The following is an 18124-nucleotide window of genomic DNA, read 5'->3' on the forward strand; positions in this document are numbered from 1 at the left end:
TTCACCTGCGGGAGAGATCATGCCCCATTTCCCCCCCGGAAAAGTTGATATCGCTCAATGTTAACCGGGTTTTCAGGGCTTTTTGGTTACAGCCAACGGCGCCGCTTCAGCCACCAGCCCACGCCTAGCACCAGAGCGAGCAGCATCAGGCAAAACGACCCAAAACCAAAGGGCGCTGTATTGCCAGGGATGCCACCAAGGTTGACACCAAACAGCCCGGTCAAAAAGGTGGTCGGTAAAAACACCATCGCCAACAAAGACATTGTGTAGGTACGGCGATTCATCGCATCGGCCATTACGGTGGTGATTTCGTCGGACAGGATCGCGGTACGTGCAATGCTGCCGTCCAGGTCATCCAGCCCTCGCCCCAACCGGTCGGCGATATCCTGCATACGGCGACGATCATCATCGTTCATCCAGGGCAGGCGATCGCTTGCCAAACGGGAAAATACGTCACGCTGCGGCGCCATGTAGCGACGCAGTACAATCAATTGTTTGCGGATCAACGCCAACTGCCCGCGTTCAGGGATTTGTTGCTCTAACAGCGCATCTTCCAGATCGATGATCTTATCGTGCAAGTCTTCGATAAATTCACTGGCATGGTCTGTCAGCGCATCGGATATTTCCACCAGCCAATTACCACTGTTGGTCGGCCCGCTGCCATTTTGCAGATCGTTCACCACCTGATCAATGGAGTACACCTTACGGTGACGGGTAGACACGATCAGTTTGTCGGTCATATAAACACGGATCGTCACTAACTGATCCGGCCGCGAGTTAGTGTTGAAATTGATACTGCGCAGCGTGATCATGGTGCCATCGCCAACCCGACTGACGCGCGGTCGCGAACTTTCTCCAGATAACGCCTCCCTTACCGCATCCGGCAACAGCGGCGTGGTGGTCAGCCACTCGGCGCTAGCTGAATGAGCATAATCGAGATGCAGCCAGCAAGGTTCGTCGCAGGTGACTTTATCTTCGTAATCAATCGGTGTTACGCCACCCTTGCCGTCAAGCTGGTAAGCATACACTGCGTCAGGAACCTGTAACTCGCGCCCCTCAATGACTTCCATTCCTCATCCCCTCTGCTTTTCAGTTATCCGAGAGTCTAGCGTTATTGGTATGCAGATCAAAGACCAAGCTGTAAGGGTTGGTTTCTCCCACGCTCCGACCCGAACTCACTATACTTGTGCATACCAAGGAGTGACTGAATACCCGGTGGGAGAGAATCATGTTTGACAGTAGTGCAACGGCAGAATGATGATAATGAAAACAATAACGCGGCTCTGCCGTCTGGTGAGCCTGTCTGGGCTCTTGTACGCTTTCTGCCTGCACGCCAGCCCAGCACTGAACCACTATGCTGAAACTTACCCGCTACAACTGGCGGGGTCAGGCCAACTGCCGTACTTTGTGGCTAAACCGCAGGCTAACTCCCCACGCTCTGCTTTGGTCGTCATTCATGGCCACCCGCGAGATGCCGGTAAAACACTGCAGGCCGCCATTAAGGCCGCCCAACTGTCTGCCAGAACGGGGGACACGCTGCTGGTCGCCCCTCTGTTCCCCGTCAGTGGCAGCCAGGCCACGCACTGCCATTCACCGGGAGTCCCAGCCGCTCAGGCAGGCGACGCGCTGTGGAGTTGCAGTTCCTGGATCGAGGGAGGCCTCGACACTCTGGGGCAAACCAGCTCATTTACCGCACTGGATCGTCTGGTTGCCGAACTGAAAATAAAATGGCCGCAAATACAGTCGATCACCGTTGCTGGTTTTTCCGCCGGTGCGCAATTTGTGCAACACTATGCTGGATTTGCCAAACCGCCTGCCGGCGTGGCGCTGCGTTATGTCATCGCTGACCCAGGCAGCTGGCTCTATTTTGATCGCCAACGGCCACAACCGATAGAGAACACACACCCTGCCGACTGGCGCAACTGTAACCAAAAAGGACGCTGTCGCTTTGATTGGGTTGTGAGCAATACGGACGCTTGCCCGAACATCAATCGTTGGAAATACGGCATTGATTCTATGCCCCCTTTTCTCGGACAAAGCCCAGAGTCTGTACGTCAACGCTATGCAATGGCAGATATCACCTACATTGAAGGCGAGAAAGATACCGGTAATGCACCGGGCACGTTCTACAAGATACTCGATAAATCCTGCGCGGCGCAGGCTCAAGGCCCTTATCGGCTGCAACGCGGTATCGCCTATGCCGCTTACGATCGGCAACTTTTCGCCCCGCACGCCAAGCATGACTTACTGATTGTGCCCGGCTGTGCGCATGACGTAGCCTGCGTATTTCCGTCTTCTCTTGGCCGCAAGGCATTATTTAAGCAAGACGCAGACTAATAATCACCGAGATGAAATAAAATCATTTCCAATCTTGGCGAATAGAGTGAATAAAGCGCTGGCGATGATGCCATTATTATGACTTAACATATTCACAGCAATTTTAATTCAAAATAACAATAAAAAATCAACATAAAGCTGTTCCAGCTCAAATTTCAGAGGCATATACTTCCCTAACTACGAGGAGGTAGTTATGTTACGTGACCATTTAAAATTAGATGACAGCGATACGCTGGAAAAAATCCGCAGTGTCAGTTTTCAAAATCAGGGCCAAGAAGAAATCAGTGAGTTTATCGTCAAGAACGCCCAGGGCGCACACGTTGGCAACGTCTCAGTCCATGACCATTTGAGTACCCGCCGTTCCTATCCAACCAGTTATCGCATTACCCAAACAGATATGACAGGTCGCGTACTGGTCGATGCCATGCGGGACAGCTTATAAGCGATAAATAACGCTACGCGTCGTACCAGGATTAATTGTCCAAATAAAAATAAGCCCATTTTGCTTGAGCCTGAATGATTGCCATGGATGAAATAAACGCCAGAGGCTTATTTTATTCTTCGGCAAGCAAACGTAATCCGGCCCCGATTAACGGAGCCGGATTAACTGTCATTAATGTTGGGTAATATACATCGTTTGGCTGTAGGCCACGTCTTCCGGATTGGTGATCGGATAGCCCTTCACCCAAGGCTTGATTAATCGACCATTGGTGTACTGGTAAATTGGCGCAATCGGTGCCTGTTCGGCGATGATCTGTTCCAGCTTGTTGTAGTCTGTGGTCAGGGACGCGGGATTGGTTTCACGGCTGGCCTGTGCCAACAGTTTGTCATAATTCGCACTTTTGAATTTGGCGATATTGCCGCTGTGGGTAGAGCTCAACAACGACAGGAAAGTCGATGCCTCGTTGTAATCTCCCACCCAAGAAGCGCGCACCACGTCGAAATTGCCGGTATTACGGCTATCAATGTAGGTTTTCCATTCCTGGTTTTGCAGCTTGACGTCGATACCCAGCGTTTTCTTCCACATTGAGGCCACGGCAATCGCTATTTTCTGATGACTTTCCGAGGTGTTATACAACAGTGTCAGCTTCAATGGATTATTCGGGCCATAACCTGCGGCCTGCATCAATGCCTTGGCTTGCGCATCCAGCTCCGCCTGCGGTTGTTGTTGTAACAAGCTCACTTCAGGTTTAAACCCGGCGGTGACGTCCGGCGTGAAGTGGTAAGCCGGTTTCTCACCGGTACCCAGCACCTTCTCGGCGATAATCTTGCGGTCGATGGCGTAAGACAAGGCTTTACGCACCCGTACATCGTTGGTGGGTGCACGTTGGGTGTTGAACGCATAATAGTAGGTACCAAGCTGATCCGGCGTGTACACCTGCCCCGGAATATCTTTCAGCAACTTTTGATACATATTCTTCGGGAAGGACTCCGTGATATCGATATCGCCGGCCAGATAACGTTTGGTGGCGTTGGACTCCTGGTTGATCGGTACAAAGGTCACTTTCGTCAATACCGTATGCGCGTGATCCCAATAGTGTTCATTTGGCGTCAATACCAGCTTCTCGTTGACCACCCGCTCTTGCAGTTTGAACGCACCGTTACCGACCAGATTGCCGACTTTCGTCCAATCGTTGCCAAATTTCTCCACGACGGTCTTGTTCACCGGGAACAGACTGAAGTTGGCAGTCAGGCTGACAAAATAAGGCACCGGCTTGTTCAACTGCACTTTGAAGGTGTAGTCATCCAGCGCCGTGACGCCCAGTTTGTCGGCAGGTAATTTACCGGCAATGATCTCATCCGCATTCTGGATACCCGCAAGTTGAGCAAACCAGGCAAAGGGGGACAAGTTTTTGGGCTCAACCAGCCGTTGCCAGCTATAAACAAAATCCTTTGCCGTGACAGGGTCACCATTGGACCAGCGAGCATCTTTGCGCAACGTGAAGATATAGGTTTGGTTATCTGCAGTTTGCCAACGCGTGGCAACACCAGGGATCACCTTTCCGTTGGCATCCTGATTCACCAATCCTTCAAACAAATCGCGCGCTAGCTGCGCTTCCGGCAACCCCACCGCTTTGATGGGATCCAGTGAGGCCGGCTCATCTTTAATATGACGAACAATTTCCTGTTTTTCCGCCAGAATGGTGCCTGGGGGAACCTGTGCGGCCATCGCGCTGTTCAATCCTGCGCCGATCGCCACTGCACACAATGCCAAACGAAAACCCTGTTGAATTTTTTTTCTCGTCATTCTGATTCATCCCCAGTTAACCATCTGAATTTTTTATCTTATAGCACAAGAGTAGACTCACCTAGAGTTCGAGACGGACAAGATGCAAAAACTGGGGGCCAGGCAATAAAAAATGCCCGCACGACAATGTCGATACGGGCATTTTTACTTCAGACGTTTTTACTCGTAAAGGTGAATGCTATTGATGCGGTAGCTGAACTCTTCACCCTCTTCTTCATCAAAAATGGTGAAGAAACCTTTTTCAGCCAGTGGTTTGGCAGAAATATCGGTTTTCTGCATCTGGCGCGATTCGGCATCATCATAGCCATAATCGAGATAGAAGCTGTTTTTCTGGTAGTCGACGTGCAGGGTAAACGGATAGTTTGACTCATCTCCACGCCCGTCGTCGTTCTTCACCACGCCAAACCACTCCCCCTGACGGATCTGGTTTTCTTCGTCCACGCCACACAGCAACGTAATGGTATCCTTATCATTTTCGCTATAGCTGGCGACTATTCTGGCTACTGGCATGTTAAATCCCCTTGCTGGTTATTGGCTTAGCTTCTGCCGTTAGTATATACCCGTAATACTTGAAGCTGCATCTTTGTTGGCTGCCCTTACTCACCCGAATCACTGACTTGAGTAAGCTCATCGGGATTCATGCGGTTGCCGCCTCGATGCAACTCCAATTATTTGGGGTATAACAACAGCAACCTGCCTGGTGCGGTTTAATTAGCATTTTCGCTGCAGCCGGTTCACACATTGCGCAAAGGGTGCACAAATGCTCTGGGAAAGAGAAGCAAAACCGTAATACACTGAATAAAATGATAATCACTCTCGACCTTTAAATCAGGGACTACAGCATGATCCAGCATCGACCGCGCAGTGAACGTGGCCAATTGGCCGTTGCAGGAGAGAATTACGGCAGTTCGCTGTTGGGCGCGCCGCTCCTCTATTTCCCAGCGGCCATCAGTGGCCCAGAAACCGGGCTGATCATCGCTGGCACCCACGGTGATGAGGGTGCCGCGATCGTTACCTTGTCCTGTGCACTGCGCAGCATCGCGCCAAACCAATTACGTCATCATGTTGTGCTGGCGGTCAATCCTGATGGCTGTCAGCTTGGGCTACGTGCCAATGCCAACGGCGTTGATCTCAACCGTAATTTTCCTGCGGCCAACTGGCGTTCAGGCGACACGGTTTATCGCTGGAACAGCGCAGCAGAGGCCCGGGATGTCAAGCTCTCGACCGGCGGTCGCCCTGGCTCCGAACCTGAAACTCAGGCACTGTGTCATCTGATCCATCGGCTGAAACCACACTGGGTCGTGTCGTTCCACGAGCCCTTGGCCTGTATTGAAGACCCAGCCAGCTCTCGGCTAGGCGTTTGGCTTTCACATAAGTTTGCCTTGCCGCTGGTAACCAGCGTTGGCTATGAGACGCCAGGGTCATTCGGCAGCTGGTGCGCCGATTTGTCGCTGCCCTGCATTACCGCAGAATTCCCACCGATATCAGCCGATGCCGCCAGCGAAAGTTACCTTGATGCCATGGTAGAGTTGCTGACTTACCCGGACTAAACCAGTTATGGGGCGAGGTTAATCGCCCCACATTCAAAATCCAGCCCTAGCTCAACGTCCTTCGCCAACCAGGTCGGCCCATCCAGATCGACAAAACGCGCCCCCGGCGCCAGCGGCAACGCGGCATTGATCGCCCGCGAGGTGCACAGCATGCACCCCAGCATAATGGCAAATCCGTCTTCCCGTGCCTTCTCAGCCAGCGCAAGCCCTTCTGTCAAACCACCGGTTTTGTCCAGCTTGATATTGATCATTTGATAGCGGCCAACCAATTTGGCGAGATCACTGCGGGTATGGCAACTCTCATCAGCACAGATCGGTAACGGATGGATAAAGTTTTCTAGTGCGCCGTCATCCGTCGCCGGTAGCGGTTGTTCCAGCATCGCCACGCCCAAATCCGCGAGCAGTTGGCAACGGGCCGCCAGGCCTTCGACCTGCCACGACTCATTGGCGTCGACGATCAACGTCACATCCGGCACTGCCGAACGGATCGCCACCAGCCGTTCGCTGATCAAATGGTTGTCCAGTTTGATCTTCAGCAATCGCGCGCCCTGCTGCTCAAGCTCCCGTGCGGCGAAAGCCATCGCTTCCGGCGAACCGATACTGACGGTTTGCGCCATCAAAATACGTTCTGGTTCTACAACGCCACTGCGCTGCCAAAGATTCTGACCATTCAATCGGCATTCCAAATCCCACAATGCAGAATCAACAGCATTACGTGCAGCACCTGCTGGCATAAGGGCTTGCAGTTGCTCACGCGTCACACCTTGCTCGACGGCCGGCGCCACGTCAGCAAGCTGCGCCATCACCGAAGTTTCACTTTCACCATAGCGGGGATATGGCGTACATTCACCGATGCCACGCACGCCCTGCTGTTCAATTTCGACCACCACCACGTTGGCTTCAGTACGGCTGCCGCGGGCAATAACAAAGGCAGTATGCAACGGCCAGGCTTCTGGGTAAAAACGCATGCTTCTCATAGCGGCTCCTGGGCGGAAATAGCGCATAAAGTCGGACAGATGCGCGGGCGGTTTTTTCAACACACTCTAATATATACAACTATTTAGCAAACTTTATATATCCAACCCACAATTGTTGACATAAACTGAGGCCAGGGTGTGAACCTAATGTTAAACACGGGCCGAAAGGCACGTCTATTAGGCTCATGCCCTTTGTACGTACCCAAATAAAGGAATCAAGCTAATGACTCAGACAGTACATTTTCAAGGTAACCCGGTAAGCGTTGCAGGACACCTGCCACAGTCAGGCGAACAAGCCAAAGCCTTCTCACTGGTTGCCAAAGACCTGTCAGACGTAGCGCTGAGCAGCTTCGCAGGGCAACGTAAAGTCCTGAACATTTTCCCAAGTATTGATACTGGCGTTTGCGCGGCGTCAGTACGTAAATTCAATCAACTGGCCAGCGGTCTGGATAATACCGTTGTGCTGTGCATTTCCTCCGATCTGCCATTTGCACAGTCACGTTTCTGTGGCGCAGAAGGTCTGAGCAACGTCGTCACTCTGTCTACCCTGCGTGGCGCAGAGTTCAAACAGGCTTACGGTGTTGAAATCGCTGAGGGTCCGTTGGCGGGTCTGACTGCCCGTGCCGTTGTGGTGTTGGATGGTCAGGACAACGTGCTGTACAGCGAACTGGTGAATGAAATCACCAACGAGCCAGACTACGATGCAGCGCTGGCTGCGCTGAACTAATAAAAAAGACCGGTAATTCACCGGCCTTTTTACCTTGAAACGGGCGCTTATTGCGCCCGTTTTTTTATTCTTCGCTTTCCTCTGCCGGCTTACGGCTATTTAAGCCATACTCCCGCAGTTTATTGGCGATCGCGGTATGCGAAACCCCCAAACGCTTTGCCAGTTTTCGCGTACTGGGGTAAGTACGGTACAACCGCGTCAGCACTGAGCGTTCAAAACGTTTGCTGATGTCGTCAAGCGAACCGTCCAACACTTCATCACCCAGTGACATCTCAACGTCAAACTCCGGCAATACAATATCTTGTGGGCGTAATTCGAAGCCTTCGGTTTGTGTCAACGCACGGTAGATTGCGTTTTTTAACTGCCGCACGTTGCCCGGCCAGCCATATTTACTGAGGAAACTGCCCAGATCGCTCGCCAGCTTTGGTCGCGCTACACCCTGCTCATCGGCAAAGCGCGCCACAAACAGCTCGGTCAGCGGCATAATGTCTTGCGGGCGTTCACGTAACGGCGGAATGGTAATGGTCAGTACGTTAAGGCGGTAATAGAGATCCTCGCGGAACTCACCGCGCTGCACCAGCTCAATCAGGTTTTTCTGCGTCGCGCAGATCACGCGCACATCCACATGCACTTCGTGTTCTTCACCGACCCGGCGGAAAGTGCCATCGTTAATAAAGCGCAGGAGTTTTGTCTGCATGCGCGGGGACATTTCACCGATTTCATCCAGCAGCACCGAACCACCGTGCGCCTGCTCGAAGAAGCCCTTCTTGCCTTCAAGCGCATTGGGATACGCACCCGCGGCATGACCGAACAGTTCACTTTCCGCGACATCATCCGGCAATGCGGCACAGTTCAATGCCAGGAACGGTTGCTTGCCCCGCGGGCTACGCAGGTGACAAGCACGGGCCAGAATATCTTTGCCAGTACCGGTGTCCCCCACAATCAGCAGTGGTGCATCCAGCATCGCTAACTTGCGGGCCTGGTCCAACACGTGACGCATTTTCGGGCTGGCGGCGACGATATGATCAAACTCGGTATCATCATTCACCGACAAATTCTGTAGCTGACGCCCCATACGTGCCGTAGATTTCAACATCACTACCGCGCCTACGGCGGCACTCTGCTGGTTTTCGTCTTCCAGATAGATTGGCGTGATATCCATCAGGAAATCCTGGCTGCGGATCACGACACGTTCAGATTGCGGCGTCGTCTGTTCGCTCTCCAACCAGCGGTTGAAGTTATAACCCCCAATCAATGCAGTCGCGGTCTGATTACGGATCTTGTCTTCGCTGAAACCGAACAATGCCTGCGCTGCCGGGTTGGCCAGTTCAACCTTGCCTTTCATATCAATTGAAAATACCGGCTCCGGCATTGACTCCAACAGCGCACGCAGCGCACGGTGTTCACGCTCAGACGGCATGAAATTCACAGTACGGACATCTGTCACGCCGGCAATACGGCGGATCTCCGCCATCAGCGCACGGAAGGTGTCAAAGTCCAATTGGGAAAAGTTGAGGTAAATGCGGCCAATGGGATCGATTTCGATGCCACGTAAATCGATGCTGCGCAATACCAAAAGATCGAGCAACTCTCGAGTCAGACCGAGACGGTCTTCGCAAAAAACTTCCAAACGCATCAGTATTGGCCTTATCTCAGCAGGTGCGGGGATGACTGGCGATGATGATACTCTCTCACCTCAAGCGGTAGAAGCAATCTGTCAGCAAAAGTTGACAGAACTCTGATTTATCGCTGTTGTTGATGATTTTAAACGCAAGTGAATAACACCATCGGCGTCATTTTAGCTTATCTGTAGAGTGTTATCACAACCATCAATAAATTAGCAGATAAATATAATGCATTTGCAGGGGGATCGTCTTTCGTCAAGTGAGGGTTACGTCTTGGCGTTATCGAGGGCTGATCGAGGGCGAAATAAACAACGGCGCCAAAAGAGGCGCCGCCGATCGGTTATTTGGCTTTGTTGTCGCTTTTTTTCAGCGTGTCTTTCAATTGCCCCACCAATTGGCTGCGGAAATCACCCAGCTTTGGTTTTTCCCCTTCAAGCCAGGGCAACGGGCGGCATAGTTCCATCGCCTTGATACCCAGTCTGGCAGTCAGTAAGCCGGCCCCGATCCCCTGCGCCGCACGGGCAGAGAGTCTGGCCGCTAAATCTTGCGACATCCAATCCATACCCACTTCACGCACCAATTCTGACGCGCCGGCAAAGGCAATATTCAACAACACCAACCGGAACAACCGCAGACGACTAAAGTAACCCAGTTCGATGCCATACAACGCCGCAATGCGGTTGATAAGACGAATATTACGCCACGCGATAAACGCCATATCCACCACCGCCAGCGGACTGACAGCGATCATTAACGTAGACTCGGCTGCCGAGCGGCTAATTTCACGCCGCGCCTGGTTATCCAGTACCGGTTGTACCAACTTGGCATAGAGCGCGACAACTTCACGATCGTTTTGAGTTTCATGCAGCGATGCCTGCCAACGTTGCAACGCGGGGTGCCCCTGATCGAGGCCTGCCTGGCGCGCCAGTTTTTCACAAAACTCACGCCCTTTACCCAGCCCGTGGCTATGCAGCAGCTCACGCGCGACATCGCGTTCTTCTGCACGCTGGCGCAACCGATATAACCGACGCCACTCGGTCACGACCGAGCCCACACCGGCAAAGACGATCAAACCGCCTGCCACGCCGCCACCCAGGGCGATCCAATCCTGCTGTACCCAGGCGGTATGCACCCACTGTACGCCCTGTGCCACCACGCTAATGCCAAACAGCCCCAGCCCAGCGGTGACCATTTTGCGCCACAGACTGCGTTTGGGTTTCAGCGCCGCGTTAATAATGCCTTCGGCGCGCCCTTCTTCCTCTTCTTGTTCTAACTCCGGCGCCGCAGGGAAAAAGTGCTCAGCCTGCTGTTCGTCAAACGCCACATTGGCGCGCAACACAGGCTCTTGCGGCGCTTGTAACGGTTCTTCAAAATCGATACGCGGTTTTATCGGCTCGCTCATCGCAATTTATCTCCCAGTAAAAACTCCATTACCGCGTCCAAACGGATATGCGGTAATGGACTGTCCACACTCATGGCGCGTGGACGAAACTCATCGAAATGGAAGCCCTGATTCTGCCAAAATGCCGGCCCCGGCAAACGCGCGGGGACTTCGCCGGGGAATACCGTCAGCGGTGCGCCGTCGTTCAGGCGGTTGCCCTTTAACGCCGGGATCCGCTGCCCCTGGTGGTCAACAATGCCACTTTCAGTGGCCTGCACCGAAGCCAGCCCGACGCAATCCATGCTGATCCCCTCAAACGCGGCATTCTGCCATGCCTCCTGCACTAACTGTTGCAACAGCGACACCAAATTGGCGTGTTGGTCGGCAGTGATGTGATCGGCCTTGGTGGCAGCGAACATCAGTTTATCGATGGTGGGTGAAAATAACCGGCGAAACAGCGTACGCTTACCGTAGTGGAAGCTCTGCATCAATTGGGTCAGCGCCAGCCGCATATCGTTAAACGCCTGTGGACCGCTGTTGAGTGGTTGCAGGCAATCCACCAGCACGATCTGACGATCGAACCGGACAAAATGTTCTTTATAAAAGTTTTTGACGATCGTCTGGCAGTAATAATTGAAACGCGCTCGCAGCATGCCGATGTTGCTGTGTTTATCTGCCTGTGCCAGTTTCAACTCACCGAGACTGTCCACATTTGGCCATGGGAAGAACTGCAATGCGGGTGCGCCTGCCAGATCGCCCGGCAGTACAAAACGGCCCGGCTGAATAAAATGCAGCCCTTCGCTTTTACAGCGCAATAGGTAGTCGGTATAGGCTTGGGCGATCGCCGCAAGCTTGTTTTCATCAGCCGGGGCGAGCGGATCACAACTTTTGCACAGTTCCAGCCAAGGTTTGGCCCACTCGGCACGATCGCCCTGCAGTAAGCCCGCCATTTGACGCGACCAGGCCAGGTAATCCTGTTCCAGCATCGGCAAATCCAACAACCACTCCCCTGGATAATCAACAATCTCCAGATACAGCGTTGAGGTGTCTTTGAAATGGCGGAGCAGTGAATCATTGGAGCGGTAACGTAGCGCCAGACGAATTTCGCTGACGCCACGGGTCGGGGTTGGCCAACTTGGCGGTGTGCCATAAAGCTGTGCCAGCCCTTCATCATACGTAAAACGCTGAATGCCAAGATCGCGCTGCGGGATACGCTTTACACCCAGCAGCCGCTCTTCACGCACGGGTGAGAACAGCGGCATGCGCGCACCGCTGTGAACGTGCAACAATTGATTGACGAAGGCAGTGATAAAAGCCGTTTTTCCGCTACGGCTAAGGCCGGTTACCGCCAGACGCAGGTGGCGATCCATTCCGCGGTTGACCAGCGACGTTAACTCATTTTGCAGTCGTTTCATTGTTCTCCTTGGCATAACGCCCAAATACTTTGTTCAGGCCTTTGCGGAACAAGGGTTCCAGAACCAGCGCCAGTACAAAGCGAATCGGTTTGCGACCGACGGTCCGCAACAGCCAGCCGGCCGCGCCTGCAGGACCGTAATTCAGTAACGCTATGATGATGACTTTAGACAATGTCTTCAACATTGCACCGGCTCCTTGTTTAAATCCACCGGATTTAACGGTGTTTACGGCATGGATTTTGTTCACTATCAATGCCCTCCGGCACAGTTGGGTTCAAAAGGATGTCACGGGTGCAATGCCTGACCTGCGCCAAGCACAGGCCTTCGCACGCTATAACTTGCGGAAACGACTCTGCACGCCAAAGGTATCCGACGTCACATAACGCTCAACCTGCCGCAATTGCTGTTCGCCACTGCCCAATTCATATTCAAGCTGGTCAAGCAACTGCCGCGGTGATTTTTGCTGTTCGCCTTCGAAGCGGCTGGCCGGTGCTTCGTCCAACACAAACACCAACGCGAAATACGCGATCAAGGTGAAGAAAAACAGCCCGAAGAACATCGATAACACCACAATCACGCGGATCAACCGCACCGGCACGTCAAAGTAATGGGCTAAACCGGCGCAGACCCCCTTCAGCATCCCTTCCTCAGGAACGCGATAAAGCTTTTTGCTGCCCAGAGTCGTGTTCATCAAGACTGTCTCCAGTTCGGGTGTTCTGCATCGAGGATCTCTTCCAGCGCCTGGATGCGTTCACGCATGCGCTTGGCATCTTCGGCCAACTGCGCCAACCGCTGCATTTCCTGATGGCTTAGCTGGATGCCGTTTTGTTGCCGATTGCTGTAATGCAGCCAAAGCCAAATCGGTGCGACAAACAACACAAAGATTGTCAACGGAATGGCAAGTAATAGAGCACTCATTTCTTTTCCTTCTCAATGCGTGTTGGGTTGGCGGCCACACCACCGTGGCCGCTGCCGCCTTACTCAGAGCGGTTCATTTTAGCTTTCAGCGCCGCCAGTTGCTCACTGATCGCGTCGTCAGCTTTTAATTCGGCAAATTCTTGATCCAGAGACTTCTTTTTGCCGATGATGACGCTTTCTGCCTCGGCTTCCATATGGTCAATGCGGCGTTCGAACTGTTCGAAACGCGCCATTGCCTCATCCAACTTGCCGCTGTCGAGCTGACGGCGTACGTCGCGGGAAGAGGACGCGGCCTGATGGCGTAATGTCAGGGCCTGCTGACGAGCACGAGTTTCGGTTAGCTTGTTTTCCAGCTCGCCGATTTCGCTTTTCATACGGGCCAGCGTTTCTTCTACGGTAGAGACTTCATGAGTCAACGTAGCGATCAGGTCAGCCACTTTTTGTTTTTCGATCAGGGCCGCACGCGCCAGATCTTCTTTATCTTTACGCAGTGCCAGTTCAGCTTTGTCCTGCCAGTCGCTAAGCTGGTTTTCACCCTGCTCAATGCGGCGCAGCAATTGTTTCTTCTCCGCCAGCGCGCGTGCTGAGGTAGAGCGGACTTCAACCAACGTGTCTTCCATTTCCTGGATCATCAAACGCACGAGCTTTTGCGGATCCTCTGCCTTATCCAGCAGCGTATTAATGTTGGCGTTCACGATGTCGGCAAAACGAGAAAAAATACCCATAATTCACTTCCTCTTGGTTCTGATGGCGTCTGAAGCGCCGCGTTAGGTCATACAGATTGCCCAAAGACTTAATCAAAACCCGTGCCAACTTTTATATTGTTGAATATAAACGATTATTTATTTTTGACTCTCTACACACATACTGTAGAGTGATTATTTTCACCAAACATTGGCGAATTTCATCATGAGCGAACAGTTAGAAAACCTGCTGGGCGAAGCAAACGCCTTTGTCGAAGTATTGGAGCAAGTCTCGAAACTGGCAAAGCTGAACAAACCGGTGTTGGTGATCGGTGAGCGCGGGACCGGTAAAGAGTTGATTGCTCACCGATTACATTACCTTTCCAATCGTTGGCAGGGGCCGTTCATTTCACTTAACTGCGCCGCATTGAACGAAAACCTGCTGGATTCAGAGCTGTTCGGCCACGAGGCGGGGGCCTTTACCGGTGCGCAAAAGCGCCATTTGGGCCGCTTTGAACGTGCCGACGGCGGTACCCTATTTCTCGACGAACTGGCCACCGCCCCCATGTTGGTGCAGGAGAAACTGTTAAGGGTCATTGAATATGGTCATCTGGAACGCGTCGGCGGCAGCCAGCCATTACAGGTTGATGTGCGCCTCGTGTGCGCAACCAATGACGATTTGCCTGCACTGGCTGCGGCGGGTAAATTCCGTGCCGATCTGCTGGACCGGCTGGCATTCGACGTAGTCCAGTTACCACCGTTGCGTCAGCGACAACAAGACATCATGTTGCTGGCCGAGCATTTTGCGATTCAAATGTGCCGCGAGCTGTCGCTGTCATTGTTTCCTGGATTTACCGAGCGGGCCAAAGACACCTTGCTTGGCTATCACTGGCCGGGCAACGTGCGCGAATTGAAAAACGTGGTGGAGCGTTCAGTGTATCGACACGGTACCAGCGCCAGCGAACTGGACGAGATTGTCATTAATCCCTTTGCCCAACGGGCAAGTTCACCGCGGCCTTCTGAACACGTCACCCGTGAGGATGGCCCCTCTCTACCAATGGATTTAAAAACGTGGCAGTTGGCACAGGAAAAGTCGTTAATCGAAGCGGCGCTGCAACAGGGGAGATTTAATCAGCGCAAAGCGGCTGAACTGCTGGGGCTGACCTATCACCAGTTGCGCGGCATGCTTAAAAAGCACGCGTTATTGCAAAATGGTGAGGCGGACGAAGAATAACAGGCAAAAAAAAAGCCAGCACCCGAGCTGGCTTAAAAAAACACTGGAAGCAATGTGAGCAATGTCGTGCCTTTCACAGCTGAACCACCGTGTACGTGGCCTTCCGTGAACTGCCAAATGATGATAATAGTTATCAGTATCATCTGTAAAGCACTTTGTTGAGAATTTTTCTCATTACCACACTGTCATTGTGCAATTACCACTCAGGGAAGGGATCTGCCAGCTCATGCCAATAATCTACCCCCGCCGCCATTTCCTCATCACTCAGCAGGCAAGCGTCAAGTAAACGCGTTATTTCAGCCTCCTGCAGGTTTTGTCCGATAAAGACCAATTCCTGACGCATATCGCCAAAGGGTTCCACCCAGTTGTCCATAATATGCGCCCGGGTCTCTTCATCTTGTGGCCAGTTTTCCTGGGCAATCGCACGCCAGAACGTGCCCGCCAGCCCATAATGAGCGATGCCACCGGCCTGACTCCACTGTCCAGCCTGACGCGGGCGTGTCGCCAACCAGTAGAACCCTTTGGAACGTAACAGCTTGCCACCGCCCCAATCGCCATTAATCACGCGGTAAAACTTATCGGGTGCAAAAGGCCGTCTGGCCCGGTAAACGAAACTGCTGATGCCATAGTTTTCTGTTTCAGGCAGATGTTCACCACGCAGTTCCTTAAGCCAACCCGGTGCCTGCTGTGCTTTATCAAAACTGAAGCTGCCCGTGTTCAATACCGCCTCCAATGGCACCTTGCCGGGGGAGATGGCGATAATAGTGGCGTCCGGATTCAGACTGGCGAGCAACGCCATCACCTCACCCTGCTGTTCTGGGGTCAGCAAATCCGTTTTGCTGACCAGCATCACATCGCAGAACTCAATTTGTTCTATCAGCAGATCCGCCACGCTGCGTAAATCGTCTTCACCCAGGCTTTGCCCTGCCTCTTGCAGCGTTTGTGCCTGCTGGTATTGCTGGATAAAATTCACCCCGTCCACCACGGTGACCAACGTGTCCAACCGGGCGAATTGCGACAGGCTTTCCCCTTGTTCGTCTTCAAAGGTGAAGGTTTCTGCCACCGGCAAGGGTTCGGAAATGCCACTGGATTCGATCAGCAGATAATCAAAACGACCGGCCTGCGCCAGTTCACGCACCGAAATCAGCAGATCTTCGCGCAATGTGCAGCAGATACAGCCATTGCTCATCTCCACCAATTTTTCCTGCTGGCGATCAAGCTGAACTTCGTTCTCTACCAATGCGGCATCGATGTTCACTTCGCTCATGTCGTTAACGATCACCGCCACACGCATGCCCTGGCGATTATTCAGGATATGGTTCAATACTGTGGTCTTACCGGCGCCGAGAAAACCGGAAAGCACGGTTACGGGTAATGGATTCATGGAATTCCTCACTCAAAACTCATTGCGTAATGCCTGGTAGCCGCGAACCAATTCAACGTTGGTGGCCGCTACCTCTTCAGAAAATTGCAGGGCGTTGCGATCAACCTGCGGATACAACGACAGATCGCTGTCGGCGCCGACACGTTCGGTTGAGGGGATATACAGGTTTTCCGGGAGCGTCACCCCGTCCACCACCGCGTTGTAGCGCACCACACACCCGGAGCCGATGTGGCAATTGAACAGCACGCTGTTAAAGCCGATAAACACCCGATCGTCGATACGGCACGGGCCATGAACGATGGCACGGTGGGCAATAGAACTAAAACTGCCGATGGTGACCGCCGCGCCGCTTTTCGAATGGATCACCACACCGTCCTGAATATTGGAATGGGAACCGATAATGATCGGATCCATGTCACCTGCTGCATTCAGCTCATCCGCGCGGATCACCGCGTACGGCCCTACGTAGACAAAATCTTCAATAATCACCCGGCCGCAGATAATGGCGGTAGGGTCGATATAGGCTTTCGGCGAGACCTGCGGCAAATGGCCACTCGGGTTTTTACGTAGCATCCTGATGTTCTCCCCAACTCAATTCCGCCACTGCATTGTGTGCATGCAAGCTCTCTTGATGCTCCACACGCAGCGAAAAGGCACGGTGACTGCACTGGCTGCGCAATGTTCGGTACAAACGGCGCGCAGCGTCCTCACAAAACATCAGGTTCTGCCCGTTGGCCAGTGCAAATGCCTGCTCATCCCGGCGTTTCACCAACGTCTGCAACGGCGTCCCCAACGCATGCTCGATACGGTCAATTAAATTGATCACCGGCAAGACCGTTTCACCGTCATTCAATGTGATCGTCACCCAAGCCCAACTGCGTTGACTGTGAGGTGTGGCAGGCATTCCCTGTTCTCCCAGCCAATCGATAACCTGCTGTTGGTCAACCGCGTCCGGTGCCTGTTCGAAATCAAACTGAAACTGTTGCTGTGCCAGTTGGCGACTCAGCGCCGCCGAACTTGGGCAAGTAGAGGAATACGGCACACCGACCGTCAACGACAGCGTCATTAGGGTTGTCAGCGTGGCGTCAATTTTCAGCGGATAGGCTTTCCAGCCACGGTGAGGTGACAACAACGCCGGACGTGACAACAGCAGTTCGCCGCTGATACTCAGATTTGCGCGATCGCTGTTCTCCGGCTGGGACGCCAAAAAAGCCCGCAGCTGGTCGGCAATGCGTTGCGGCGTCAATTCCCCTTGCGTTAATTCATCCAACGCCAGATAAAGACGCGACATATGTATGCCTCGCGAACCCTGCTGGTTGGCACGCAGATTGATCCCAACGTTGACCCGAGCCATCAGCGGCTTACCTGCCAATTCCAGCGGCAGAGCAATCCCTTGCATCCCGACCCAATCGAGCCCGACATCACTCATTGCGCCCTGCCATGCCTGTGCATCCGGCAGCGGCTGGCAGGGTGGAAGTGCAACCTTGTTCATACATCCCCTTGCGATTATTGGTACATTGCCAGAGAACGGTAACATGAATTTGTAATGTTATAACATAACAAATATAACTTTTTTGCCGACGACCGCGAATTGTTCAATCAAGTAGCAGAAAACTCAGCCATTTTGCTCAATGGATTGGGCTGT

At 53.0% G+C, this 18124-nt stretch carries 19 protein-coding genes; 5 read left to right on the plus strand and 14 right to left on the minus strand.

The window, feature by feature from the left end; genetic code table 11:
• Positions 1–86: 86 nt before the first annotated feature.
• Positions 87–1070: a zinc transporter ZntB gene (gene zntB, locus AC2FC2_RS12460; protein ID WP_209633728.1), complete on the minus strand. Its 984-nt coding sequence runs from the start codon at positions 1068–1070 to the stop codon at positions 87–89.
• A gap of 193 nt (positions 1071–1263) precedes the next feature.
• Between zntB and AC2FC2_RS12465 the strand changes: the two genes are divergently transcribed.
• Together AC2FC2_RS12465 and AC2FC2_RS12470 are read left to right on the plus strand one after the other, a co-directional pair.
• Positions 1264–2337, plus strand: a complete 1074-nt coding sequence (locus AC2FC2_RS12465) for a hypothetical protein (protein WP_490659311.1) — start codon at positions 1264–1266, stop codon at positions 2335–2337.
• Positions 2338–2530: 193 nt separating this feature from the next.
• On the plus strand, positions 2531–2779 hold the full coding sequence (locus AC2FC2_RS12470; protein WP_209633732.1) for a hypothetical protein: 249 nt from the start codon (positions 2531–2533) through the stop codon (positions 2777–2779).
• A 171-nt stretch (positions 2780–2950) separates the two neighbouring features.
• On the opposite strand, the gene AC2FC2_RS12475 is transcribed toward AC2FC2_RS12470, so the two are convergent.
• The gene (locus AC2FC2_RS12475) at positions 2951–4585 is read right to left on the minus strand and encodes a peptide ABC transporter substrate-binding protein (protein ID WP_209633734.1); all 1635 of its coding nucleotides are present in this window, start codon (positions 4583–4585) and stop codon (positions 2951–2953) included.
• Positions 4586–4744: 159 nt separating this feature from the next.
• Positions 4745–5095, minus strand: a complete 351-nt coding sequence (locus AC2FC2_RS12480; RefSeq protein WP_265553442.1) for a hypothetical protein — start codon at positions 5093–5095, stop codon at positions 4745–4747.
• Positions 5096–5427: 332 nt separating this feature from the next.
• Between AC2FC2_RS12480 and mpaA the strand changes: the two genes are divergently transcribed.
• Positions 5428–6135 (plus strand): murein tripeptide amidase MpaA, encoded by a 708-nt coding sequence (gene mpaA / locus AC2FC2_RS12485; protein ID WP_209633738.1) that lies wholly within the window; start codon positions 5428–5430, stop codon positions 6133–6135.
• A gap of 5 nt (positions 6136–6140) precedes the next feature.
• On the opposite strand, the gene ycjG is transcribed toward mpaA, so the two are convergent.
• Entirely contained in the window at positions 6141–7112 is a 972-nt protein-coding gene (gene ycjG / locus AC2FC2_RS12490) for an L-Ala-D/L-Glu epimerase (RefSeq protein WP_490659312.1), read from the minus strand.
• Positions 7113–7335: 223 nt separating this feature from the next.
• Here ycjG and tpx point away from each other — a divergent pair, with 223 nt between their 5' ends.
• On the plus strand, positions 7336–7839 hold the full coding sequence (gene tpx, locus AC2FC2_RS12495) for a thiol peroxidase (RefSeq protein WP_037415704.1): 504 nt from the start codon (positions 7336–7338) through the stop codon (positions 7837–7839).
• 64 nt (positions 7840–7903) lie between these two features.
• Here the strand turns inward: tpx and tyrR are convergent, their stop codons facing one another.
• From tyrR to pspA, 7 genes are all read right to left on the minus strand, one after another.
• A complete protein-coding gene (gene tyrR, locus AC2FC2_RS12500; protein WP_490659313.1) occupies positions 7904–9475 on the minus strand; it encodes a transcriptional regulator TyrR in 1572 nt (523 codons plus the stop codon).
• Between the two features lie 329 nt (positions 9476–9804).
• On the minus strand, positions 9805–10866 hold the full coding sequence (locus AC2FC2_RS12505; protein WP_404759529.1) for a TIGR01620 family protein: 1062 nt from the start codon (positions 10864–10866) through the stop codon (positions 9805–9807).
• Positions 10863–12260, minus strand: a complete 1398-nt coding sequence (locus AC2FC2_RS12510; protein ID WP_490659314.1) for a YcjX family GTP-binding protein — start codon at positions 12258–12260, stop codon at positions 10863–10865. The genes AC2FC2_RS12505 and AC2FC2_RS12510 overlap by 4 nt, the downstream gene beginning before the upstream one ends.
• Positions 12241–12507 carry a phage shock protein PspD gene (gene pspD / locus AC2FC2_RS12515; protein WP_265553456.1) on the minus strand — a complete coding sequence of 89 codons (267 nt, stop codon included), beginning with the start codon at positions 12505–12507 and terminating at the stop codon, positions 12241–12243. Before pspD ends, AC2FC2_RS12510 begins: the two co-directional genes overlap by 20 nt.
• Before the next feature lie 84 nt (positions 12508–12591).
• Entirely contained in the window at positions 12592–12951 is a 360-nt protein-coding gene (gene pspC / locus AC2FC2_RS12520) for an envelope stress response membrane protein PspC (protein ID WP_209633750.1), read from the minus strand.
• Positions 12951–13178 (minus strand): envelope stress response membrane protein PspB, encoded by a 228-nt coding sequence (gene pspB, locus AC2FC2_RS12525; RefSeq protein ID WP_012145351.1) that lies wholly within the window; start codon positions 13176–13178, stop codon positions 12951–12953. The genes pspC and pspB overlap by 1 nt, the downstream gene beginning before the upstream one ends.
• Before the next feature lie 59 nt (positions 13179–13237).
• Positions 13238–13903, minus strand: coding sequence for a phage shock protein PspA (pspA, locus tag AC2FC2_RS12530; RefSeq protein ID WP_037415723.1), 666 nt, complete (start codon positions 13901–13903; stop codon positions 13238–13240).
• A gap of 184 nt (positions 13904–14087) precedes the next feature.
• Here pspA and pspF point away from each other — a divergent pair, with 184 nt between their 5' ends.
• Positions 14088–15095 (plus strand): phage shock protein operon transcriptional activator, encoded by a 1008-nt coding sequence (gene pspF, locus AC2FC2_RS12535; RefSeq protein WP_209633752.1) that lies wholly within the window; start codon positions 14088–14090, stop codon positions 15093–15095.
• A gap of 196 nt (positions 15096–15291) precedes the next feature.
• Here the strand turns inward: pspF and zigA are convergent, their stop codons facing one another.
• From zigA to folE2, 3 genes are read right to left on the minus strand one after another with little or no spacing between them, the layout of a single operon-like run.
• Positions 15292–16479, minus strand: coding sequence for a zinc metallochaperone GTPase ZigA (gene zigA / locus AC2FC2_RS12540; RefSeq protein WP_209633754.1), 1188 nt, complete (start codon positions 16477–16479; stop codon positions 15292–15294).
• 12 nt (positions 16480–16491) lie between these two features.
• On the minus strand, positions 16492–17052 hold the full coding sequence (locus AC2FC2_RS12545; protein ID WP_265553463.1) for a gamma carbonic anhydrase family protein: 561 nt from the start codon (positions 17050–17052) through the stop codon (positions 16492–16494).
• Complete coding sequence (folE2, locus tag AC2FC2_RS12550) at positions 17042–17971, minus strand: GTP cyclohydrolase FolE2 (protein ID WP_265553465.1); 930 nt, start codon at positions 17969–17971, stop codon at positions 17042–17044. The genes AC2FC2_RS12545 and folE2 overlap by 11 nt, the downstream gene beginning before the upstream one ends.
• Positions 17972–18124 lie beyond the last annotated feature (153 nt).

The sequence above is a fragment of the Serratia sp. CoH_122_TC_1 genome (assembly GCF_058191755.1).